General features: G+C 61.1%; 17 protein-coding genes. 13 read left to right on the forward strand and 4 right to left on the reverse strand.

Going from position 1 to position 23,003, the window contains the following annotated elements:
• Nucleotides 1-177: 177 nt before the first annotated feature.
• Both AC57BR_RS00005 and AC57BR_RS00010 read left to right on the forward strand, forming a co-directional pair.
• On the forward strand, nucleotides 178-1,638 hold the full coding sequence (locus AC57BR_RS00005; protein WP_496357745.1) for a CitMHS family transporter: 1,461 nt from the start codon (nucleotides 178-180) through the stop codon (nucleotides 1,636-1,638).
• 152 nt (nucleotides 1,639-1,790) lie between these two features.
• Nucleotides 1,791-2,180, forward strand: coding sequence for a nuclear transport factor 2 family protein (locus AC57BR_RS00010; RefSeq protein WP_496357746.1), 390 nt, complete (start codon nucleotides 1,791-1,793; stop codon nucleotides 2,178-2,180).
• A 106-nt stretch (nucleotides 2,181-2,286) separates the two neighbouring features.
• On the opposite strand, the gene AC57BR_RS00015 is transcribed toward AC57BR_RS00010, so the two are convergent.
• Both AC57BR_RS00015 and AC57BR_RS00020 read right to left on the reverse strand, forming a co-directional pair.
• Entirely contained in the window at nucleotides 2,287-3,024 is a 738-nt protein-coding gene (locus AC57BR_RS00015) for a GntR family transcriptional regulator (RefSeq protein WP_496357747.1), read from the reverse strand.
• A gap of 1,161 nt (nucleotides 3,025-4,185) precedes the next feature.
• Nucleotides 4,186-5,361, reverse strand: a complete 1,176-nt coding sequence (locus AC57BR_RS00020) for an acyl-CoA dehydrogenase family protein (protein ID WP_496357748.1) — start codon at nucleotides 5,359-5,361, stop codon at nucleotides 4,186-4,188.
• 222 nt (nucleotides 5,362-5,583) lie between these two features.
• On the opposite strand from AC57BR_RS00020, the gene AC57BR_RS00025 reads away from it, so the two are divergent.
• The 3 genes from AC57BR_RS00025 (at nucleotide 5,584) to AC57BR_RS00035 (ending at nucleotide 8,506) form a co-directional block, all read left to right on the forward strand.
• On the forward strand, nucleotides 5,584-6,150 hold the full coding sequence (locus AC57BR_RS00025) for a MaoC family dehydratase (protein ID WP_496357749.1): 567 nt from the start codon (nucleotides 5,584-5,586) through the stop codon (nucleotides 6,148-6,150).
• Nucleotides 6,151-6,185: 35 nt separating this feature from the next.
• The gene (locus AC57BR_RS00030; RefSeq protein WP_496357750.1) at nucleotides 6,186-7,034 is read left to right on the forward strand and encodes an HpcH/HpaI aldolase/citrate lyase family protein; all 849 of its coding nucleotides are present in this window, start codon (nucleotides 6,186-6,188) and stop codon (nucleotides 7,032-7,034) included.
• A 233-nt stretch (nucleotides 7,035-7,267) separates the two neighbouring features.
• On the forward strand, nucleotides 7,268-8,506 hold the full coding sequence (locus AC57BR_RS00035; protein ID WP_496357751.1) for an MFS transporter: 1,239 nt from the start codon (nucleotides 7,268-7,270) through the stop codon (nucleotides 8,504-8,506).
• 430 nt (nucleotides 8,507-8,936) lie between these two features.
• Here AC57BR_RS00035 and AC57BR_RS00040 read toward each other — a convergent pair whose 3' ends face one another.
• Nucleotides 8,937-10,346: an aldehyde dehydrogenase family protein gene (locus tag AC57BR_RS00040; protein ID WP_496357752.1), complete on the reverse strand. Its 1,410-nt coding sequence runs from the start codon at nucleotides 10,344-10,346 to the stop codon at nucleotides 8,937-8,939.
• 596 nt (nucleotides 10,347-10,942) lie between these two features.
• On the opposite strand from AC57BR_RS00040, the gene AC57BR_RS00045 reads away from it, so the two are divergent.
• The 4 genes from AC57BR_RS00045 to AC57BR_RS00060 all read left to right on the forward strand — a co-directional run bounded on the left by AC57BR_RS00045 (nucleotide 10,943) and on the right by AC57BR_RS00060 (nucleotide 18,489).
• Nucleotides 10,943-11,809, forward strand: coding sequence for an SDR family NAD(P)-dependent oxidoreductase (locus tag AC57BR_RS00045; RefSeq protein ID WP_496357753.1), 867 nt, complete (start codon nucleotides 10,943-10,945; stop codon nucleotides 11,807-11,809).
• A gap of 54 nt (nucleotides 11,810-11,863) precedes the next feature.
• On the forward strand, nucleotides 11,864-13,204 hold the full coding sequence (locus AC57BR_RS00050; RefSeq protein ID WP_496357754.1) for an MFS transporter: 1,341 nt from the start codon (nucleotides 11,864-11,866) through the stop codon (nucleotides 13,202-13,204).
• Between the two features lie 719 nt (nucleotides 13,205-13,923).
• Nucleotides 13,924-17,163: a 2-oxoglutarate dehydrogenase E1 component gene (locus tag AC57BR_RS00055; protein WP_496357755.1), complete on the forward strand. Its 3,240-nt coding sequence runs from the start codon at nucleotides 13,924-13,926 to the stop codon at nucleotides 17,161-17,163.
• 264 nt (nucleotides 17,164-17,427) lie between these two features.
• Complete coding sequence (locus tag AC57BR_RS00060) at nucleotides 17,428-18,489, forward strand: aldo/keto reductase (RefSeq protein ID WP_496357756.1); 1,062 nt, start codon at nucleotides 17,428-17,430, stop codon at nucleotides 18,487-18,489.
• Nucleotides 18,490-18,743: 254 nt separating this feature from the next.
• Here the strand turns inward: AC57BR_RS00060 and AC57BR_RS00065 are convergent, their stop codons facing one another.
• Complete coding sequence (locus AC57BR_RS00065) at nucleotides 18,744-19,580, reverse strand: oxidoreductase (protein ID WP_496357757.1); 837 nt, start codon at nucleotides 19,578-19,580, stop codon at nucleotides 18,744-18,746.
• A 156-nt stretch (nucleotides 19,581-19,736) separates the two neighbouring features.
• Here AC57BR_RS00065 and AC57BR_RS00070 point away from each other — a divergent pair, with 156 nt between their 5' ends.
• The 4 genes from AC57BR_RS00070 (at nucleotide 19,737) to AC57BR_RS00085 (ending at nucleotide 22,761) form a co-directional block, all read left to right on the forward strand.
• Nucleotides 19,737-20,294 carry a TetR/AcrR family transcriptional regulator gene (locus tag AC57BR_RS00070; protein ID WP_496357758.1) on the forward strand — a complete coding sequence of 186 codons (558 nt, stop codon included), beginning with the start codon at nucleotides 19,737-19,739 and terminating at the stop codon, nucleotides 20,292-20,294.
• 634 nt (nucleotides 20,295-20,928) lie between these two features.
• Complete coding sequence (locus tag AC57BR_RS00075) at nucleotides 20,929-21,084, forward strand: hypothetical protein (protein WP_496357759.1); 156 nt, start codon at nucleotides 20,929-20,931, stop codon at nucleotides 21,082-21,084.
• Between the two features lie 493 nt (nucleotides 21,085-21,577).
• A complete protein-coding gene (locus tag AC57BR_RS00080; protein WP_496357760.1) occupies nucleotides 21,578-22,198 on the forward strand; it encodes a helix-turn-helix domain-containing protein in 621 nt (206 codons plus the stop codon).
• A complete protein-coding gene (locus AC57BR_RS00085) occupies nucleotides 22,195-22,761 on the forward strand; it encodes a DUF6036 family nucleotidyltransferase (protein WP_496357761.1) in 567 nt (188 codons plus the stop codon). The genes AC57BR_RS00080 and AC57BR_RS00085 overlap by 4 nt, the downstream gene beginning before the upstream one ends.
• The last annotated feature ends 242 nt before the right edge of the window (nucleotides 22,762-23,003 follow it).

Consider the following 23,003-nt stretch of genomic DNA (forward strand, 5'->3'; position numbering starts at 1 on the left):
AAATTCACCGTACCCGCCCCCGTACCCCGCCTCTCCCGAACCCCCGGCCAAGTCCGCTCACTCGGCCCAAAACTCGGAGCCCACAACCAACAACTCCACGCACCCACCACCAAAATCAACGCCTGAGGTAGCCGAGTTGTCCATCGATCAAACGGTACAGATCCAAGAAAGGCGAGCATGCTAGCGATCTACGGCATACTCATGCTGATCATCATTGTCGCTCTTCTGATATCCAATAAGGCTACTCCCTTCTCAGCATTTACCGTCATCCCGTTGGTGATCGCACTGATTGCTGGTTTCAGCATGGCGGATATTGGAAAGTTTGCAACCGAGGGAGTGCAGAATATTGCCAATACTGCGGCTCTCCAGGTGTTCGGCATCCTATTCTTCACTGTCATGCTGCAGGCTGGTGCTTTCGACCCATTTGTGGAACGAATATTGAAGATTGCCGGCCGGAGTCCCCTGAAAGTGGCTCTTGCGACTGTCTTGCTTTCGCAGTTGATTGCTTTCGACGGTGACGGCACCGCAACGTATCTCATCGTTATCTCAGCCATGCTTCCCCTATATCGCGGGCTAGGCATGAACCCGTTGATTCTCGCAACACTTGTAGGTCTGTCTTTCGGCGTGCAGAACATGGTGCCGTGGGGAGGGCCGTTGGCCCGGGCTGCCGCATCGTTGAACGTGGGGGTTAATGACCTTTGGATTCCGCTGTTGCCCGTACAGGCCACTGGCCTCACCACAGTATGGGTGGTTGGTTACATATTGGGTAAGCGCGAGACAAGACGTCTGGCAGGCGCGGGTGAATCCGCAATATCTGCATCCGGCGGCAGGAAGATTTTCGGTGCCAAGCGTGTTTGGGACCTTCTTGGGCCTGCAGGCTCCGGTTTTGGTACTGCGGGCACCGGTTCGTCCCATTCAGATGGTGGCACAACCACTGCGGTAATGGCCGATCAAATTGTTCTGCCTCGACCTTCAGCACAGATGCAGACAGAAGGTGAGGAAGACCTCACACGACCACGATTGGTCTGGTTCAATTGTGCGCTGATCGTGGTGGTCATCGGAGTATTGATTGCGGATGTAATTCCTGCCCCGATGGTCTTCATGCTAGGGACCATCGTCACACTATTGATGAATTACCCCAGCGCCAAACTGCAACTGGAAGTCATCCAGATGCGCGCGAGAGAGCCACTGATGGTCGCAGCAATTCTGTTTAGTGCTGGCATTTTCCTAGGTATCCTCAGAGGTTCGGGAATGATGAAGGAGATGGCAACCACCTTAGCGTCGTCAGTCCCCGATGCCTGGGGACCATGGCTTCCGATAATTGTTGGCCTATGTGCAACGCCCCTGACCTTGCTTATCGACGTGAACTCCTACTACTTAGCGGTACTTCCCATCTTGGCTGAGACTGCGCAGCATCTGGGCCTCCCTACTGAGTCAGTCGCGATGGCCTCCCTGATCGGCAATTCGACCGTCGGCGCGCCGCTGCACATATTCTCAGGATCATTCTGGGTGCTGATTGCCCTGACTGGAGTCAAGATTGGCGATCATATTCGGTTCTATTTGCGCTGGGGGTGCTTTGTGAGCTTCATAATGCTCATTGCCGCGATGGTTTTCGGGCTGGTCCCGCTTCCACTCTGAGGATGGGACCGACGTCGCGCTCAAGCACATACGTGCGATTCTCCGGGATCAGCCTGACCGCGGCAACGACATTCCGAACAGTAACCAGGAAGGGGAACTCTGTCAGGAGTTCCCCTTCCTGGTCCCTCCCGCACTCATGAAGGATACAATCCATGGCTCAACCAAGCATCGACGCTGAGGCCACCATCCAAGGACTCGAAGAGAAACGCTATGTCGCGGTTCTCACCGGCGACGTGGACACGTTCGAAGAACTATGCCACCCGGAGCTGGTTTACACCCATTCAGGGGGAAACAGGGATTCCTTGAAAGCGTATGCGGACAAGCTTCGTACAGGAGCCGTCCGTTACCACCGGATAGCCCACAAAAGCGAAAAAATAACGGTCATTGGCAACACGGCTGTGGTCAATATCCGAATGAACGCTGACCTGACCGTCAACGGAACTCCGACGACAATGAACAACAGTGCCCTTGCCGTCTGGGTTAACGAAGCGGGTTCTTGGAAGCTTCTGGCCTACCAAGCCACGCCACTGCTGCAAGTTTGACCATCTCAACCGCGTTTCCCTACAGCGCAGGCTGGTTTCGGCCAGGTTCCAAATCGGATGGACCAGGCCGAAATCGAAAGCTATTCACAGCGCCCGCAGTCCGAGTTCAGGCCGAAGCGAGCCCCGCGGCGTTGTCCGCCCGCCCGGAAAATATCTGCTCGGTACCCGTTTCGTCGGCCGCGACGCGCGCGTCGAAGTGGGCGGCCAGCAGTTCGCCGGAGTGGACGATGTGCTGCTGCATTGCGATACGCGTTGCGTCGGGATCTTTCGCCTTTATGCCCTGGAGAAGGTCGGCGTGATCGTCCATGGTGGCCCGTGGCCAACCCGGGATGGAGGAGTAAAACTGCCTCGGGACGTAGCGGGTAACCAGGCCAAGCACCCAGACGATCTTCCGTGAATCGGCGAGCAGGTTGATTTCGCGGTGAAATGCGTGGTTCTTCTCCTCCAGTCGATCGTGGTCGTTCCGTGCAGCGGCCGCGATCAGCTCGTGGTGCAGTGCCTCGAGCTCGGCCACGTCTCGCTCTGTCGCCTTGGAAGCCGCACGGGCGGCAAGTTCCCCGCCGATGAGGGCCTGGACCTGGAAAAGGTCCCGGATGTCTTGGCCCGTAAGCGGGCTCACGACGAACCCGCGACGGGGAACCAATTCCAGAAAGCCCTCCACACGCAATGCATGCAGAGCCTCGCGTGCAGGAGTGGTGGAAATGGCCAGGTCCTCGCCTATGGTCTCGGGGCGGATCAGGGTCCCCGGCCTCAGCTCACCGGACATGATGAGCCCCCGGATGTGAGCGGTCGCTTTCTCGCTCAGTTGCGGGCGTGCGTTGCTGCGTCCACTGCGGCTGGTCATGGTCTGCGCACTCTTTCTAGTCAATTTCCCCCACTTAACATACGGCATGGGCCACGGCGCGCCCGCGATACAGAAGTGAACTGCAGAGGCGTAGGAGGATCTCTATGCCCATAGCTGAGAGTTGGGCCCTCAGCCCCCATGGCGTTCTCTAGATCGCGGTTTGCTCAGGGCGGACGTCGCGTGAAGCCGTCCTGGCAAAGACGCATGCACGGGTTTGTCCTCCCTCACGGATAGCAAGGAACGCCTGGTGAGCGATGCGCGCACCCATTTCTGTCTCGGTCACGAGCGAGCGGCCAGGGTAGAAAGCAGCCCTCCAAGGCCGGCCGAACCTGGGAACGGCGTCACCTCTGCCTGAGTCAACGCATTATGTCAGCGCTGAACTGCAGGCAGCGGTTTAGATCGGGGCGACGGCCTTCATCGACTGCTGGCGGTTCAGGTGCGGAGGCCTGCTGAGGCTGCAACAGCGACCACCGCCTCGGTGACCGTGGTGCGCGGCCGTCGGTACACCCGCGCCAAAGCGTCAGCACCCAGCGTGCCTTGTCCATCCTGAGCGCGGCAGGATCTACAAGAATTCCTCAGGTGCCCGCCGCCAAGTTCTACTTTCAAGGAGTGACCCAGAAGGACGAGATTCGGGAGTCCCACGCCTCACCGCGGGCCAATCTCAATCCCAAGCAGTTCGGTAGCCGGAGATGGCGAACGCCGTCCTGCCGCGCTTGTGGTAGCGGAGGGCGAACGCAGGACTGCGCGGGCGAGCGCCACATCTCCAGGCAAGACATCTGGTCTTGAAGGCACGCGGCCGAAACGTCTACTGGTTTTGCGGGGACTTGCGCGGAGGCAGGAAATGCGTGAAAACCTGGTACCCGTCACGGCGAGAAATCATCTGCCTCGAAAAGTTGCCATCCGCAGAAATCCACAGAAGAGAACTGTCCGGCATGACGGCCTCCACTGTCCCTTCCCGGACGAATTTCCCGCCTCTCCAAATCTCTACGCGCTGGCCGAGAGTGCGTTGCCAATTTGGTTGGAGCTGAATATCCACCGTTTACTCCTATTAGATGCAGTCGAGTTTGGAAGCAAAACCGGATCACGTGTGTGCCTGGGCGTCATAAAGCGATTGGTACCTCGCGCAAGAGGGCGCGAGGGACCAGACACACTGCACACGCCTTAGTAGGAGCGGGGCAATCCCAGCACCTTTGTGGCAACAAAGCTTTTAATCATGTTGTTGTTTACTGGCGCCACCTGGAACATGCGCGTCTCGCGGAACTTTCGTTCGACGTCGTACTCGTCTACGAAGCCGTAGCCGCCATGGGCGTCAAGGCACGCATTGGCTGCCGCCCAACTCGCCTCCGATGCCAAGTGCTTGGCCATGTTTGCCTCCGCGCCACAGGGCTCCCCGGCGTCAAAAAGGCGTGCTGCTTCGTACCTCATCATGTCCGCAGCCCGGACTTTCATGTAGGCGTCGGTGATAGGGAATTGAACGCCCTGGTTGGCGCCGATCTTTCTGCCGAACACCTCACGAGTGTTGGCATACTGTACGCCGCGCTGTGTGAACCAGTAGCCATCACCGATAGCCTCCGAGGCCAGCAGAATGCGTTCCGCATTCCAGCCATCAATGACGTAGCGAAAGCCGTTTCCGACCTCTCCAATCACGGCCGACGCGGGAACGCGCATGCCCTGGTAAAAGATCTGGTTGGTCGCATAGTTAAACATGGTGCGGACCTTGACCACCTTGAGCGTGTCCGGCTCCTCCGCCCGGACCTGGCGCAGATCCACCAGGAACAGAGTCAGGCCGTGGGTCTTGTCAGTGCCCTTGCCTTCCGGCTTCGCGGACGTCCGGGCCAGAACGAAAGCGAGATCGGATTCGTCGATCCGACTGGTCCAGCTCTTGTGCCCGGTGATGATGAAGTCGTCGCCGTCGCGCACAGCCGCGGTTTCGATGCTGGTCGTGTCCGACCCGGCCTTGTCCTCGGTGATCGAGAAGGCCTGTAGACGAAGTGTGCCCGCGGCGATTTGGGGCAGGTACTCCTTCTTCTGAGCATCGCTGCCGTGGCGCAGCAGGGCGCCCATCGTGTACATCTGCGCGTGGCAGGCCGCTGAATGGCCTCCGGACTTGTTGATCTCCTCCATGATGACGCTGGCCTCGGTCAGACCCAGGCCGAGGCCGCCGTACTCGGTAGGGATCAGCGCGGAGAGCAGCCCCGCCTCCGTGAGGGTGTCCACGAATTCCTGAGGGTAGCGGCGGTTGCGGTCCGTTTCCCGCCAGTATTCGTCGGGAAATCCGGCGCATAGCAGTCGCGTCGTCTCGCGCAGCTGTTCGATTTCGGCGGTGAGGGTGGGCATCGTTGCTCCTTTGAGTCGTTGGGGTGACCCTCGAGTCACCTTCTGGAAACTGACGATACGTAATATATTGAGGAATGGCAAGGAACAGTTCACTGATACCTCGCGGCCTAGAAGCCTTGACTTTGCAGCTATTTACCGGCAAAACTGGCTGGGTTAGTAAATATATTGCGCCTCACGCTGCGGGCCGAGGGCGGAGGCAGCGCAAGCCAAGGAGATTAATCGATGACCGAAAAAGCAAGCCAGGCAACTGCCGGGGAAAACCGTGAGGTACCGGGGTGGACGGGCCGCTTGTTCGAGGACTTCTCGCCCGGGGACATCTACTACCACCCGTTCGGGAAGACGGTCACCGAGGCCGACAACCAGAACTTCACCCTGATGACGCAGAACGTGGCGAAGACCCACGTCGACCGGAATTTCGCCAAAGCCACTGAGTTCGGCCTGCCGCTAGTCAACTCCACCTTCACGCTCGCGCTGGTCACAGGCCAATCGACCATCGATCTGTCCATGAACGTCTTCGCCAACATGGGCTGGGACGAGGTCCGCATGCCGAACCCTGTCTATGAAGGCGACACGATCTATTCACGCTCCAAGGTTCTCGCCACCCGGGAATCGAAGTCCCGCCCGAACCTCGGTCTGGTGACCGTGGCCACCGAAGGCTTCAACCAGGACAGCAAGATCGTCATCAGCTACCGCCGCACCTTCATGGTGTACAAGCATGGCCATCTGCCCGGCGTTGAATCTGCTCGCCCGGATGAGTCCAGCCTGCCTCTAATCGGGGACGCCCGGTGAGGGGGCCGACTGGCAGCATCACAACCGACACCAACATGGACAGCACGGACGCCGTAGCGGCGGCGGTCACTGCACTGTTCGTTCCGGGTGACCGTCCGGAACGGTTCGCGAAGGCGGGCGCCGCGGGCGCCGGCGTCGTGATCCTCGATCTGGAAGACGCCGTGGCACCGGCCGCCAAGGCCAGCGCACTAGCCACTGTGCTAGCCGCACTCGCCCCAGGTGAAGACGGCGTGCGTGTGAGCGCGTTGGTGCGTGTGAACCCGATGGGTTCGGACCAGTACGACGGCGAGATCACCGCGCTGCTCGCGGCAGCCGAGGCGCCTGGGGCCGGCCTACTCGGCATCATGGTGCCGAAAGCGGAAGACGCCGGGGCCCTGGGGCAGTTGCGCGCGCAAGTGCCCCAGCGCCTGGCCTTAGTTCCGCTGATTGAATCGGCAGCCGGTGTTGTGAATGCGGTGGAGCTCGCGAGGGTGCCTGGGGTGACACGGCTTGCCTTCGGCGCCATCGACTTCGCGCTGGACATCAATGCAGATGGCGGGGACCGGTTCCTGGACCATGCCCGGGCGCAGCTGGTCCTGGCCTCCCGGGTCGCTGGAATCGCGGCCCCGCTGGACTCGCCATCCACCGAGATCGCTGACAGTGGCAAGGTAGCCGAATCCGCCACGCTCGCCCGAAACTTCGGCTTCGGCGGGAAGCTGTGCATCCATCCGGCCCAGGTGGCCGTGGTGCGCGGAGCGTTCGCACCGACGAAAACAGAACTTCTATGGGCGCGTTCGGTGATTGGCGCCGAAGGGGGCGCCGCGCAGGTGGACGGACAGATGATCGACCGCCCGGTAACGGAGCGGGCCAAACGCATCCTGCAACGGGCAGAAACGCAGCAATAAACGGATAGGTCGCTGGAGGGCAGGAGCGTGATCTCGCGGGACCGGAACACCCGGGCTCCACGCAAAAAGCATGTGCAGGAAAAAGAGAGCACAAGTGACACGTATTGGCATCAACCACCCCGGCGTCGCCAAGGGAGGCCCTAACGGTACCCCTCTTAAGTGGGTCTCCATCAGGGAGCCCGGCTCATGATCGGATGGATGATCGGAGAAATATTCCAAAGAGAGGGAAATTCATGCCTGACACATCCGTCGTCCGCGAACGCGAGACGCAGGGACCGGCCAGCGGCCACCGCGGGCGCTGGGGTGGCGTCTTCGCCATGTCGTTTGGCGCCTTCGCGCTGGTCGCCTCCGAGTTCATGCCTGTCAGCCTGCTCACGCCCATGGCCGTCGATCTGCAGGTCTCCGAAGGGATGATCGGGCAAGGCATTGCGATCTCTGGCGTGTTCGCCGTCCTGACGAGCCTGTCGATCTCCACACTTGCCGGCAGCATGAACCGCAAGACTCTCCTGCTGGGCCTGACGGCACTGATGGCCGTTTCCGGCGCCCTGGTCGCCCTGTCACCGGGCTATCTGCTATTCATGGTCGGCCGGGCACTCATCGGCGTGGTCATCGGCGGCTTCTGGTCCATGTCGGCAGCCACTGCCATGCGCCTGGTGCCGGCCACCCGGCTATCCCGCGCCCTCGCGATCTTCAACGGCGGTAACGCCCTCGCCACGGTGCTGGCAGCGCCCCTTGGCAGCTATCTGGGCGCCATCATGGGATGGCGCGGAGCGTTCTTCTGCCTGGTGCCGGTTGCCATGATCGTCCTGGTTTGGCAATGGATCAGCTTGCCTTCCCTGAAGGTTTCCCGGCGTTCGACGACGATCCGCGATATTTTCACGATCTTTTCGGCATTTAATAACCGGTCCATCGCCTGGGGCATGCCGGCCTGCGGCGCCTTCTTCATGGGCCAGTTCATCCTCTTCACCTATATCCGCCCGTTCCTGGAGACCGTGACCCGGATCGACGTGACGGCGATTTCCCTCGTTCTACTCGTGCTCGGAGTGACAGGCTTTGCCGGCACCATCCTGATCGGCCGCTTCCTCGGACCGAACTTGTACCGGACACTCATTATCATCCCTGCCCTGATGGCGCTCATCGCGGCGGCCCTGATCCCCTTCGGTGCCTGGATCGCCGCCGTCGTTGTGCTCCTGGGCGTGTGGGGACTGCTGGGGACCTCAGCACCCGTCGGCTGGTGGAGCTGGATCGCCAAGGCCATGCCCCACAATGCCGAACAGGGCGGCGGTCTGATGGTGGCCGTGGTCCAGACATGCATCGCCCTCGGTTCCACCCTGGGCGGCCTCCTGTTCGACTCCATCGGCTACCGCGGCACCTTCGCGGCGAGTGTGGTGGTGCTGCTGCTGGCCTCCGTCTTGGCCCTTGTGACCGCCCGAATCACCCGACAGGAGGCGGCCCGGCCGGCCGCTTCCTGAAGACGATTCCGTTGCGTCCCGGGATCCCTTGAAGTCGCCATCCGTCGGAAGACGCCAGCCGTCCCGGGAGTTCCTCGAGACGTTGCCTCCGACGCTGGCCGATGACAACGTGCGTTACTGCGCGAGCAGCTGACTTAAGCAGAGCGTGACGCCAAGCGCGCCTGTTGCGGAGTGGCCCGGAGCCGCCGTAATTTGGGGGCTGTCGACTCCACCACATGAAAAAGGCCCCTGTCCTCAGCGAAGGGGGCGGTTCGCCTCAGCCTGTTTCATCGGCGGTCGGGCTGGTGTGTGTTCGATTTGCGTTCGTCGCAGGCACGCCAGCGCAGCCACTCTGGCGTCCGGGACACCAGAAGGCGGCCCCGCTCTCCCCTATCCCCAGGGCGAGAGCGGGGGCGCCTCTGGGCACAGGAGCGGCCTAGCCCCAATGCTATTAGTCGCTGTAAGGCAGGACACGTTCTGTCGAAAGATCCCAAACCACGGCCTTCTGGCGTGTGTACATGGCCACCGAATCGAAACCGTTCTCCTTGCCGAATCCGCTCTGTTTCATCCCCCCGAACGGCACCGTCGGGTGAAACGAACGGTAGGTGTTGATCCAAACCGTTCCTGCGACAAGATTCTTAGAAAGGTACTGGATCGCACCAGCGTCATTACTCCACACCTGGGCGCTCAGACCGAATGGCGAGTTGTTCGCACGCGAGAGTGCTTCGTCCAAGCTGGCATACGACATTACACTGGCGACCGGCCCGAAAAACTCCTCGGTCGCTGCCGGATTATCGTCAACGACCTCACCCAGAACAGTCGGCTGATAGAACGCGCCGTCTCTGAGTTCCCCATCTTCGGCAGGCGCACCACCTGCCAAAAGGGTCGCTCCGTTCTCGACCGATCGCCGCACCAGGTCATCGACTCTGCTCCGATGCTGGCGGTTAATGAGCGTGCCCATTTGGGAAGACTCTCGACCAGGAAGCCCGACACGCACGATCTTCGCGCGGGCTGCAAGTTCTTCACGAACACGGCCATAGATTGACTCATGCACGAGGATACGAGATCCAGCCACGCAACTCTGACCGCTTTTGGCGAAGTTCGAGTGAAGCACCGACGGGATTGCAGCATCCAAGTCGGCGTCCGGCAACAGGATGGCCGGACTCTTTCCTCCCAGTTCCAGGACCGTGGGCACGATGTTGGTGGCGGACTGGGTGAGCACTGCACGACCAGAAATGGGCCCACCGGTAAAGGCGATCATCCCGATGTTCGGGTGTTGACTAAGAAGCGGTCCGACGATTGCGCCGCGGCCAGTAACAACATTGATGACCCCGCGGGGGAACCCCGCCTCGAGGGCGAGTTCCACGAGCCTGAAATTAAGTAGAGGGGCGACTTCCGGTGCCTTGATGACAATGCAGTTGCCCGCAGCCAGCGCCGGCCCCGCCTTCATGGCAACAAAGTTAGCGTTTCCATTGTAAGGACTGATCCCCGCCACCACCCCAAATGGCTCGCGCAACTCGTAGGAGAGGCGTTCCGGCAACTGGGCGAAGGATCGACCCTCGATCTTGTCTGCAATGCCCGCGTAGTACCTGAGGGTCCGTTCACATGATCCCAGCTCGGCCAGCACTTCTCGACGGAGATGGCCAACGTCGGCTACCTCGATGTCGGCGAGCTCCTCACGATGTTCCACAATGCGATCCGCCCATGCCGACAACAGCTTCGCACGCACCTCAGGAGCGCTGTGCCGCCAGGACGACTCATAGGTCTGACGAGCACTTTGGACGATCCAGTCCAGCTCCTCAGCGGTCACTTCGTGCAGCTCGGCAATCTGCCTGCCGCTCGAGGGATTCTCAATCGGCATGACGTATCCGGACCGTGGAGTGACTACTCCATCTGCTGAGATATACCCGACGGTCCGCCGAATACCCGCCACGTTCTCTGTCATGCCCGTTAACCCATTCTCTCGCAGACCAGCCAAGCAGTTCGGTCGGTCCTTATCGTTAAGTTCTCTCGCCAACAACGTATGACGAGTTAAAAGCGCGTCTCAGTACAGAGACCTTCCGGGTGTCCTTGCTCGCTTGCGCGAACATACCGCCCATGCGTAGGCATGAGTTCAGGCAGGTCAATGTCCACCTTCGATGAAGGGTCTTTACCAGAGAACATCGCCGCGATTCCGCTTTCAATGACAAAACCCCATTAGAGTCTCGCCCTTTTGTCATTACTAGTCATAGTGACCATTAATGTCGCCAATTGACCAATGATATTTAGTGATAGGGATATCAACGAGACACATACTATTCAGCTGCGCAGTATAAGCCGGAACAAAAGGCACCAGCTAGAGATCGTTTGGACGCTCGACAGGAGTCCGCTGCACGGACCATGCACTTCGGTAATAGGCCCATCACAAGACAACATTTGCTGTCGCTCTCATAACCTCTCAGGATGGGGTAGCTCGCTGTGATACCGATCACCGATAAAGCGGTGAAGACCTACCTACCCATGAAAATTGAACGGCGGAAATACACCTGCCGAAAGAAAGGGGTTCAGATGTCAACGACGACGTCAGCAAACCGGTTCGAAAACAAGATCGCCTTTGTGACGGGGGCAGGCAAGGGAATCGGCCGCGCAACCGCAATCGCGTTCGCACAGGAGGGAGCGCGCCTCGCGCTCGCGGATTTCGACGACGAAGCAAACAGCGAGACCGCCAAAATCATCCGCAATGAAGGCGGGGAGGCGATCACTCTACATGTCGACGTGACGTCGGAAGACGACGTGCGCTCGGCCGTCAATGAGACCATGAGCGAATTCGGAAGGCTCGACGTCGCTTTCAACAATGTCGGCCGGATCCAGAAGCCCATCCCGCTGGCTGAATCGACGGTCGACGAATGGCGGCTGATCATGGACACGAACGCGCTCGGCGTGTTTCTTGGCATGAAATACCAAATCCCGGCGCTCTTGAAGGGCGGCGGCGGTGCCATCGTAAATACCGCCTCGGGTGCAGGGCTGCGTGGACGAAGAGGCCTCGCCCTATACACGGCGGCCAAGCACGCAGTTGCGGGGCTAACCAGGGCAGCAAGTCTCGATTACGCCCGTCAGGGTATCCGCGTGAACGCAGTAGCCCCCGGTCCGGTCGATACAGAGCTCGCACATGTGGTCACCGGTGGTAGCCAGGACGGTATCGCGGCCATGGAGTCGACGCAGCCAATTGGACGCCTCGGCCGGCCCGAGGAGATTGCTTCAGCAGTCCTCTGGCTCGCTTCACCGCAGGCCGGCTACACCTTGGGGACCGTGGTGCCCGTTGACGGTGGGCGCACTGCCGAATAGTAGGCGTGCGATAACTGCCTATCCCAATCTAACCACTTCAGCAAAGGAGCTAACGTGGCCAGCACAAATTCAATAACCGCGATATCCAAATCGGCGGGCGGCACTCAGCTAGAGAAGTCTCGCGCACGTCGCGCTGCCGCATCGGCCCTGGTAGGTGGTGCTCTCGAATACTACGACTTCTTCCTCTACTCTCTGGCTGCGGCAATCGTCTTCCCGACCCTGATGTTCCCGAGCGGCACCAGCGCCGCTACTGGAATCTTGCTTTCCCTCGGCACACTCGGCGTTGGCTACGTGGCACGCCCCGCCGGCGCGGTAATCTTTTCGCATTTCGGCGACAAGTTCGGCCGTAAACGCATCCTGGTCTTGACAATCGTACTGATGGGGCTGTCGACGTTCATTATCGGCTTCCTTCCTACGTATGAGCAGGTTGGATTTTTGGCGCCGGCCCTTCTAGTGGTCATGCGACTTTTTCAGGGATTATCTGCAGGCGCAGAAACGACCGGAGCCAGTACGCTTACGCTGGAGTCCGCACCGTACGGCAGGAGAGCGTTCTACACGTCGTTTACACAGTCAGGAAATTCCATCGGCTTCGTACTTGCGAACGTCGCATTCCTGCCGATTGCGGCCCTCCCCCACGATCTCCTGTTCTCTTGGGGATGGCGCATCCCCTTCTTCGCCAGTGCCATCGTTGTGGCCGTCGCACTGATTATGCGATCGAAGCTCGAGGAGGCAGTCATCTTCATCAAAGAGGTCGTAGAGGAGCATAAGGAGGTCAAGATCCCACTCTTCACCGCTCTCCGCCGCTACCCGTGGGGCATTGTCAAAGTCCTGCTGCTTACGACGAGCGCCTCCATCGGCACCATGCTTTTCACGTTTGGACTGGCCTTCGCAACTCGACCTGAGTTCGGGATCGAAATTTCCTATACCACCATGATCTGGGCCTCTATCGCAGGATACGGAATTAATGCGATTGCCCAACCCTTTTGGGGGCTTCTGTCGGACCGTGTCGGTCGCCGTCCGGTGATCATATTCGGTTCTATTACTTCTGCAGCAATGACGTTCACATATTTCGGCGCCATCGTTACGCACAACATTCCAATGATATTCGTATCCATTATCGGTGCGTTCTCTATTTTCTACGCTGCTGTGAACGCCGTAAGTCAAACGTTCTCCGGTGAGCTGTTCGACGTCCGAGTTCGATACTCTGCGTCAGCGGTGGGCTTCAATGCAGGCATCGTGGTGGTTGGCTTTGTGCCTGCCATTGCCACCGCCTTCGTCACGAGAGACAACTGGATAGCAGCGCCAATCATCGTCACGATCACATGCATAGCAGCAGCCTTTGCGGCCCTGTTCTCGAAGGAAACGAACAAGGTGCCACTTGAAGATCTTGGATAAGTCCATGCCTCATTGAGCCGAAATTGTCTTCACCGATACTGAAGATGCAAGCTTCGAAGGAAGGCTGTGTTCCAGCGAAGGGCGACGAAGATCGAATCTTCGCCGCCCTTCGCTTATTCACGTGAACTGTTGCGCGCCGTCGGTTTCCAGCGGGGGTTGCACGGGTCCGGCAGCCTCCCTGGAAAGCGTTAGCGCCACATGAGGCGTGAGCTGGCCCAGGCACAGTTCTGCGCAGAGCGGGCGGACCAGCCCCAAGGCGCGTCCAACGGAAAGTCGAAGCCACCTGCGGGACGTTTGCATTACTGGAACCATCGAGGACGGCGGTGAACTCTGATGGAGGAGCGCACAACGGATCTCCGCCAAGCGGACGTCGCCTGGCGCCGCACCCCTATGTCCGTGGTTGTTGCGGCCACCGTCTTTCCACTCTGGACACCCCGTGCGGTTGGCCCCCGCTCGCCGTTGTTGTCGTCACGGCTTGGGGCACAAACGTCACCAGTCGCCAAACGCTTCCGAGCATCCGGCCTCCGGTGCGCCAAAAAAGACAGCAGCCCCCGAATTTACGGGATAGCAGTGAGCTATGGACGTATCACGAATGGGTATTGGTGAGGCCGATCCATAACAGACAGTATGGATTACACCATCTTCGATGCCTAGCTGGCCCCTTCTTTACGCCACACTCCCCAAGGCACTGACACGAGCACCGCGCGAAAGATAAAGAGATGCTTCAAAACACCAGTACTTCCGGTTCCACCCCGCCTCAGTCCGGATCCACGCCGGAGGCCAACTCCCGCAGGGTTCTACGGGGCAGGGGCGCCGCCCTGGCCCGCAATATGGAGGCCAGCCTCAGCGTCCCAACCGCGTCGACCATGCGGACCTTCGAGGTCTCCGGTCTCATGGAGTGGCGCGAAAGGCTCCGTGACCAGGGGTTTAACGTTCCTATCGCGGCTGTGCTCGCGACCGCTATGGCCCGGGCCGCACAGCATCAGGTTGCTGCAGTGCGTCGCCGCATTGAAAATGACGGTTCGGACCTCGTGCTTGTGGAAGAGGGCACAGTCAACCTCGGAGTTGCGGTTGACGTCGAAACTTCTGCCGGGCACTCCATCATGGTGCCGGTCATCCAGGACGCAGCCAATCTCACCTTCCCAGAACTGGTTGAGCGTCTTGGCCAGCTTTCTCACGAGTGCAGGGCTGGCACTATTTCGGTCTCCAAGCTGCGCGGGGCGTCCCTCATCCTCACCAGCACTGGCCGTTTTGGTTCCACAACAGGTGTGCCCCTGCTTCCCGCCGGTCCGGGCATCATCGTTGCCGCTGGGGCCATCGGTGTCCCTGCGGGGCTAGAAAAGCTGGCCGCCACTCATCCCGTGGACCCGGTTTTGACGTTGTCTTCAACCTATGACCACCGTGCCATCCAGGGAGCAGACTCCGGCAGTTTCTTGGGAGCCGTAGAAAAATTCCTGCGGTCGCAGGAGTTCCTTGCGCAGCTGGAACAGGAAATACTCCAGAATGAGCCTGACCCCCTGCTTGACCTCCCGGCTTCGTCACAGTCCGGCGCCGTACGGTTGGCCGAGTTCAACGGCACGGCCAGTACCGCCGTCGCCCGGCTGGAACCCGTACGCGCCCGTGTCGAAGGCTCGTGGCTGCCCGACGGCGTCGAAGTCGAGTTCGCACACCTGTCCGATCCGGAAGCCCGCAGCTGGCTCGCCGACCTGATCAGGCACGGAACTCCACAGCCCGCCTCGGACCGCCGCTTGCAGGCGCTGCGGCTTGCAACCGAGATCGACGTCTTCGAAACGTACTTGCAGACCCAGTTCCTCGGGCAGAAAACACTGTCCGTTCAAGGCCTTGAGTCCTCTGTGCTGGCGTTGGCCGAAATGGCCGGACAGGCCGCCGGGAAGGGCTACACGGAGACTGTGCTGGGCATGGCTCACCGCGGCCGGCTAAGCATCATGGCCCACATCCTCAACTGGCCTATGGAGCGGATCCTGGCCGAGTTCCTGCCCACTGCGCACTCGACACCGCTCGCGCGTTCCGGGGATGTCCGGCAGCATCTGGGCGGTAGCGGCACCTTTACCGACACTGATGGTTCATCCCTCGGTGTCGTGCTGGAGCAGAACCCCAGCCACCTCGAATTTGTCTCCCCGGTGGCGCTGGGCGCCGCCAGGGCGAAGCAGGACGACCTCATTGCCCAGGGCCTTGCCCCGGATGAGGCACGCCGTAAAGTGCTCCCCGTCCTGCTGCACGGAGACGCCGCCTTCACGGGCCAGGGCGTGGTGTACGAGACCTTCAACCTGCAGCGGCTCGAACCGTACAACGTGGGCGGAACGATCCACATCGTCCAGGACAACCGGCTGGGCTTCACGGCCACTCCCTTCCAACTCCGGTCAACGACCTGGCCCTCCGACGTCATCCGGGGCTTCGACGTACCCGTCATCCATACCGACGCGGACGACGTCGATGCCAATCTCATGGCAGCCACGATCGCCTTCGATTACCGCGAGCGGTTTGGCACGGACATTGTGATCCACGTCCAGGGCTACCGGCGCCATGGCCATAACGAAACTGACGAGCCCCGCTATACCCAGCCCGTCTACTACAGCGACATCGACGAGCACCCCCCTGTACACGAGATCTACGCGTCCACGCTGACGACGGCAGGGCTGGTGACGGACAGCTACGTCGCCGACACTCGGGCCACTGCCAAAAAACACTTGGTGGGGGCCTTGGACAGGGCCAGAATCTTTGATCTCGATTCAGTGGTCACGCAGGAATTCGAGTCTCGCCCCGAGGTCCACGACAAGCTGCGATCCATCACCGCATCGTGGGTCTCAGAGGTCCTCGACGTATCTGAACAGTCCCGCGAGGACGTCGCCATCCACCCGAAGCTGATGAAACAGTTCGACAAGAAGCGCTCGCTGCGTGACCAGAACTTCGTGATTGACTGGGGCCAGGCAGAGCTGCTTGCCCTTAAGCTCATCAATCAGGCCGGAGTCCCCCTGCGGCTTACCGGTGAAGATGTGGAGCGCGGTACGTTCAGCCACAGGCACATCGTGGTCCATGATGCCCAGACCGGAGACAAGGCCGAGCGGTTGACGTTTGGCGACGCCCCCTTCCTTGTGGCGAACACGCCCCTAACGGAAGTGGCCACCGTCGGCTTCGAGTACGGCTACGGCCGGACGAATACCGGTTCCCTCCAGCTGTGGGAGGCGCAGTTCGGTGACTTCGTGAACGTGGCCCAGGTCATCTTCGACCAGTTCATCATGGCCGGGCGCGACAAGTGGGGCCGCGAAAGTCGTTTCGTAGCGCTGCTCCCCCATGGCTGGGAAGGTGCCGGGCCCGAGCACTCCTCGGCGCGCCTGGAGCGCTTCCTCCAGCTGGCTGCCCGCGACAATGCCCGCATCCTGATTCCCACTACCGCAGCCCAATATTTCAACGCACTGGTCAACGCCGCAGCTATGGATGAACCGCGTCCGCACATCATCTTTACGCCTAAGTCGTTGCTAAGGGCCGAGTCAGCCAAGTCCGCTGTGGAGGACTTCACAGCGGGCACCTTCCACCCGGTCCTGGCAACGGGGGCGCCCAGTGAGGAGACCCGCCGTCTAGTGCTGTGCTCCGGCAAGGTGGGCGTGGAGGCCAAAGAACGTCTGGGTGATGGCGTTCGCCTGCTCCGCATCGAACAGCTGTACCCGTTCCCGCACGAAGAGGTCATGAGGGAAGTGGCGGCTGCCGGTGAACTGGAAGAGATCGTCTGGCTTCAGGAAGAACCCGAGAACATGGGTGCATGGAGCTACGTCCTACCCAAGCTGCTGAAAATGGGCCTGGGCCGGTTCCGCCTCGGTTACGTTGGCAGGCCAGAGGCAGCATCCCCCGCCGAAGGCTACTCATCCGAGCACAAAGCGGCCCAGGAACGCCTGTTGGCGACGGCGGCCCAGGCTGGCGCCGTCGACTTCCGCATCGGGTAACCGTTCGAACCTCGTCCAACCGGTCAGAGGGGCCTAATGTAGCCAAAGACGCAGGTCAGGTGGTGTAGGGATCCTGCACCGCCTGACCTAGTGAAGGGAACCAGCGGTGTTCGCAAGTACGAAGTCAGCCGTCAGGAGAACGCAACATTCTCCAGCACTCGGGATCCGTGACGAGCGGCCACAAGTACTCACCGGCACGCTCCGGCTCCAACCCCCGGGGCACTCCGGAAAACGAATATGTTCTGCAAGAGAAAGGAAATCATCATGGAATACCGCTACCTGGGACGTTCAGGGCTGAAGGTCTCCACCATCACCCTCGGAGCGATGATGTTTGGCGGTCAGGGCTTTTTCGCGTACGCCGGCAGCACCGGCCTGGATGAAGCGAAACGGCTGCTGGATATTGCGTTCGATCACGGAGTGAACCTAGTCGATACTGCAAATGTCTACTCCTATGGCGCGTCCGAGGAGATGCTGGGCAAGGCGCTAAAAGGTCGGCGCGACCGGACGCTCGTCGCCACAAAGGTACGCATGGATATGGCTGACGGTCCGAATGACGGCGGGCTGTCGCGGCATCACATCATCGCCCAGTGCGAGGCCAGCCTGCGCCGCCTCGGCACCGACCACATCGACCTGTACCAGGTGCACGAGTGGGATGGACAGGTTCCTCTCGAGGAGACGCTCGAAGCGCTGGACTCCCTCGTGCGCTCTGGCAAAGTAAGGTACATCGGCAGTTCGAACTATGCCGGCTGGCAGCTGATGAAAGCCCTCGGGGTCTCCGAGCGGAAGGGGTATCAGCCATTCGTCTCGCAGCAGATTCACTACACGCTGCAAGCGCGGGAGGCCGAGTACGAACTGCTGCCGATCGCGGAGGACGCAGGCGTCGGGGTGCTGGTCTGGAGCCCACTGGCTGGAGGCCTGCTCTCGGGCAAGTACCGGCGCGGGCAGCCGGCCCCGGAGGGCTCCCGCCAGCTCGCCGAATGGAATGAGCCGCCGGTGCGTGACGAGGGCGCGCTGTATGACATTGTGGAAGAGCTCGTCGCCATCGGAGATTCCCGCGGGATCTCGGCCGCCCAGGTTTCGCTGGCGTGGCTGCTGGGCCGACCAGGGATGTCGTCGCTCGTCGTGGGTGCCAGGACTGAAGAGCAGCTCTTGGACAACCTTGCCGCCGCCGACATTGCACTCACCGCAGAGGAGTGCGACCGTTTGGATAAGGTCTCCGCACCGCCGCTGATCTACCCTTACTGGCACCACGCCAAGTCCGCTTCAGACCGACTCGGCCCGCACGACATCGTGCCCAACGAGGCATTAAGAAACAGCCGGTCGTAGATGGGGAACGCCGGATAAGGGGAACGGGCCCGCGGCGAGCAAGCTAGGCAAGCCCCGAGCCTCACCGTCTACCCACAAGTACCTTGGAGGCCGATGTGAGGGGCGCGCTGTGCCTGTCCCCACGCTATAGGCGAGCCCCGGCCACCGCTGCAACAGTATCGGCGGCTGGGGTTGTGCCGCCAGTGAGCTCGACCAGAGTACGGCTCAGATCGAGGTTGTGGGGGCTACGGCAAAGAAAGCTGCGGCGCCTGAGGTCAGACACCCATGGCGCGGCGCATGATTGAGTCGAAGGCGCGGTCCGAGAGCAGCCGGCGCAGGAAGACCAGGGGCCGGGCCCCGAAGCCGACGCGGTAGCGGGTGCGCGGCCGTCGGGCATTGGCGATCTTGACGATGGTTTTGCCGATGACCGCCGGCTCCGACGTGGTGCGCGCGTTCGGCGCTGAGCTCGCGGCGAGGGCCTTGGCGGCACCGTTGGCCATGGTCGCGTATGCGCCGGTACTGGAGGTCTCTTTGAGCTTCTCCGCGGCGATGGCGCCCCACTCGGTGCGGATCGAGCCGGGCTGGACGACCACGACGTGGATGCCGTGCTGCGCGGTCTCCATGCGAAGGGCGTCGCTGATGGCCTCGACGGCGTACTTGCTGGCGTGGTACCAGCCGCCTAGGACCGTGGTGAATTCGCCGCCCACGGAGCTGATGTTGATGACCGTGCCACTGTGCTGGGCGCGCATGTGCGGCAGCACGAGCTGCGTCAGGCGGGCCAGGCCGAAGATGTTGACCTCCATCTGAGCGCGCGCCTCGACCATCGGAACGTCTTCGATGGAGCCGTAGGCGCCGTAACCAGCGTTGTTGACCAGGACGTCTACGCGTCCCGACTCGCGGATGATGCTGTCGACCGCGGTGCGGATCGAGTCGTCGTCGGTGACGTCGAGGCTGAGGACGTTCACACCTGCGTCCTGAAGCGCGGACATCCGCTCACTGCGCCGTGCGGCGCCGTAGACGGTGTAGCCCGCTTCCTTCAGGCGCAGCGCCGCGTCGGCTCCGATCCCGGAGGAGGCGCCGGTGACGAGAGCCACCCTGGTGGGTCTGGACATGTCGTTTTCCTTCTCATTCTCGTGCCTTGGTGCGTTGATGGAGGTTCGGCGGCGACGGCAGTGGTCGGACCATCCAGTTCCATCCAACCGGTTAGTTACATATTAGGCCAGCACGCCTAGGCTGTCAACTGGCTAGTTGGTTGTATGATCGGAATCATGGCCACCCGGGACTCCGCTGCAACGAAGCAGCGCATCCTCGACGCTGCCACCGCCGAGTTCGCCGAGTACGGACTGGCTGGCGCACGCGTCGACCGGATCGCGATTCGCGCCGAAGCCAACAAGCAGCTCATCTATGCGTACTTCGGCAACAAGGAAGACCTGTTCGACAACGCCCTCGCGGCCAACATCTCCCTGTTGCTCGACACGGTGCCCTTCACCGCCGACGACCTCCCCGCGTACGCCGGGGCCCTGTTCGACTTCGCGGTCGCGCACCCGCAGCTGATTCGGCTCGCGCGCTGGCACCAGCTCGAACGGCCCGGTGTCATGAATCAGCTACCCGAGACCGCGGCCTCGAACACGCTCAAGCTCGACGCGATGGCCGCCGCGCAGCAGAGCGGCAAAATCAGCGACGAGTTACCCGCCGACCAGTTGTTAGCGCTCCTGCTCACGCTGATCCACGGCGGCGCCGAGACCCACATCGCCTCCGAGGACGGTCTCGCAGTCCAGCGAGAAACGCTCGTCGCGGGCGTGCGGCGGCTCACCTTCCCCACCTGATCAGCTAACGGCGGAGGACACCTCGCCGACATCGCGTCCGGCACACAACAGCTGCTATTTCACGACGGTGGCAGTCGACGACCAGAGACGGCCGCTCCCGGTGACGCCCTCGTGCCGACGAACATCGATGAGCGACGTGGGTGGGATGATGTCGAGATACGTTGGGCCAAGAGTGGCCATGCCTGCGGGCGTGGCTTTCGGACGTCTGCAGGCAAGCCGCCTCAGAAGACAGAGCCGCACCACAGCCTCACTAGTTCCCATCCGCCAAGAGTGCTTCGGCGGCTCATCATTCCGTCATGCAGTCGTCCAACAGGCTGGCAATGAACAGATATGAATGACCGCCAGACAGCCGCACCTCGCTTCGGAACATCGAGACAAGAATCCACAACGTCATGTAGTCGACTCCGACGGCAACCATGAACAGCTATCGACGGAAACCCTCAATCCAGGAAGAAAGGGCGGTGAGCATCATGAGCTACAACGCAGGGGCAACGCCTCGCCATCGGCAGCATCCGACAGGCTGTCGGCACCCGGCGGCACAAGTTCCCACTGGCTATGCACAAGTCACGTCGTCCTCCCCCGAAACCACCATGGATAAGCACATCAGCCACCAACAGCCGTAAGGAGGAACCTAGTGAACACCCAGCTACGCACCAAAGAAACTCGCACCAAATTTTTCTCAGGTCATGTTGGGATCACCATCAACGTCCATGAACTGGTAGCGAACAACAACCCGTCGCTCCAAGGATGGAAGGAGGCAGCCCGCCACAGCAGCACCCGCCACCAATAGAAAAGGCCCCCGCAGGGGCCCACAAGTGAGCAAAATGTGCACACTCAGAGGCAAACAAGCCTCTGAACAGGGAAAACACGTGCCCGAGGTGGGACTCGAACCGGGCGCCAACCCTTGAAAACCCGCCGCTCCCCCGAAAACATCCCCAATCCGGCCCAGTCCGATGCCGGTACAACCGAATCCGAAACCCAGGGTGTGCACATTGTGCACACCCTCTTTTTCTTCGCGTGCGGCGGCACACGGCACACGCTAGCGCCCACCGAACGATCACGACGAGCCATCAGTACCGACACGGCCGAGCCACGACATTCGGCCAGCACTCGAGGGTTCAGACACATAACGCGTCCCCTTCCATTCGCCGACGGTTTCCTACTAGCTCACCGGGCATTTGGACGAGAAAGGACATGACCGCCCCAACCGAACACGAAGTCTCCCAGCAATGATGCCGGTGTCACCATTCGGTGACATACTGGATGCAACACAGGAGGATGCCATGACGTTTGAAACCAGCATCGACTCGCCCGCAGCAGCGGGCGCCATCATCCGCGCCCGCCGCGCAGCCAAGGGGCTGTCCCAGCAAACCCTTGCCGACATGGCCGGAGTGTCACGGAAGTTCCTCATCGATCTGGAAGCCGGCCACGACCGCGCCGAACTCGGCAAAACCCTGGCCGTCATGGCCGCCCTCGGCCTGACCCTGGCCGCCACAGATCCCATCCCTCACGGAAGCGACCACGACCCGGCACGGCGGGATTACGCGGCAACATTCACCCGCCTCATCGCCGAACGGGATTTTGAGTTCGCCATCAAAATGCTCGCCGACTACGCCAACGCATCCCTCACCGCCGGCACCCCGCTGCTCCAGCGCAGCCCCCGCCTCAAAGACCCGCACTGGTCAGCGGCCCTCGCCGGAATCACCAACTACACCGCACACCGCCTCGGACAACCAGCACCATCCTGGACGCGACGGATCAAGCCCCTCGACAAGGCATGGATGCCAGCAGAGTCCTACCGCACAATCCGCACACCCATGAAAGAACTCACCCGCACCGAGACCCCGCCGGAACTCGCCGCGTTGAACGTCTTCATCCGCGAACGCAGCCTGGCCACCGCATGACCGGCGGAGAACTCACCGCCGCACAAATCCGAGCCCTCCTCCACGAACTCGGCCGACGACTGCAGGCCGCCGGCGCACACGGCGACGTTAAACTCGTCGGCGGTGCTGCGCTCATCCTCCAGGGCATCGGCAACCGCCCCACCGCCGACATCGACGCCAGCTACGCCGACCCACACACCATCCACGCCGTCGTCGCCGAGATGGCAGCGGACTACGACCTCGCGCCCGACTGGCTCAACACCAACGCCTCAGCCTTCGTCCCCGAGAACGCCACCTGGGTCGACATCGAACAGCTCGACGGACTCACCATTCAGGCCGCAGACACCGAAACACTCCTGGCCATGAAAATCGCCGCCGAACGCGACAAAGACACCCTCGACATCGCCCGCCTCCTGCGCCGACTCAACATCACCAGCGCCGCCAACGCCGTCGACCTCGCATACGACAAATACGGCGAACACTCCATCCCGCTCGCCGCCGGACGCGACAACTACCTCATCGTCGTCGACGACGCCCTCGACGCAGCCACCACACTCGAACCCCCTCCCGAACCCAACGAATAGCCGTTCTTGGCAGTTCAACCCAAGTCAGAGTTGTAAACCCGCAACCATGCGGCCTGCCGCGCCCAAATCGTCCGCACCCCAGTTGACGGAATCTAAATTATCGGCCTTTAAAAATAGGTGGGGGGACTGTCCGATAAACGGTGTGTGGAGTCCGGCCGGTTTTCATTATTGAGTGGTTCTTTCGAACCGGCCGGCGAAGGTAATAGCGAACGCGTTCAGCGCAGGCTTCCACCTCATCACCC

The organism is Arthrobacter sp. BGA-UO-ETr-C19 (assembly GCF_059568005.1).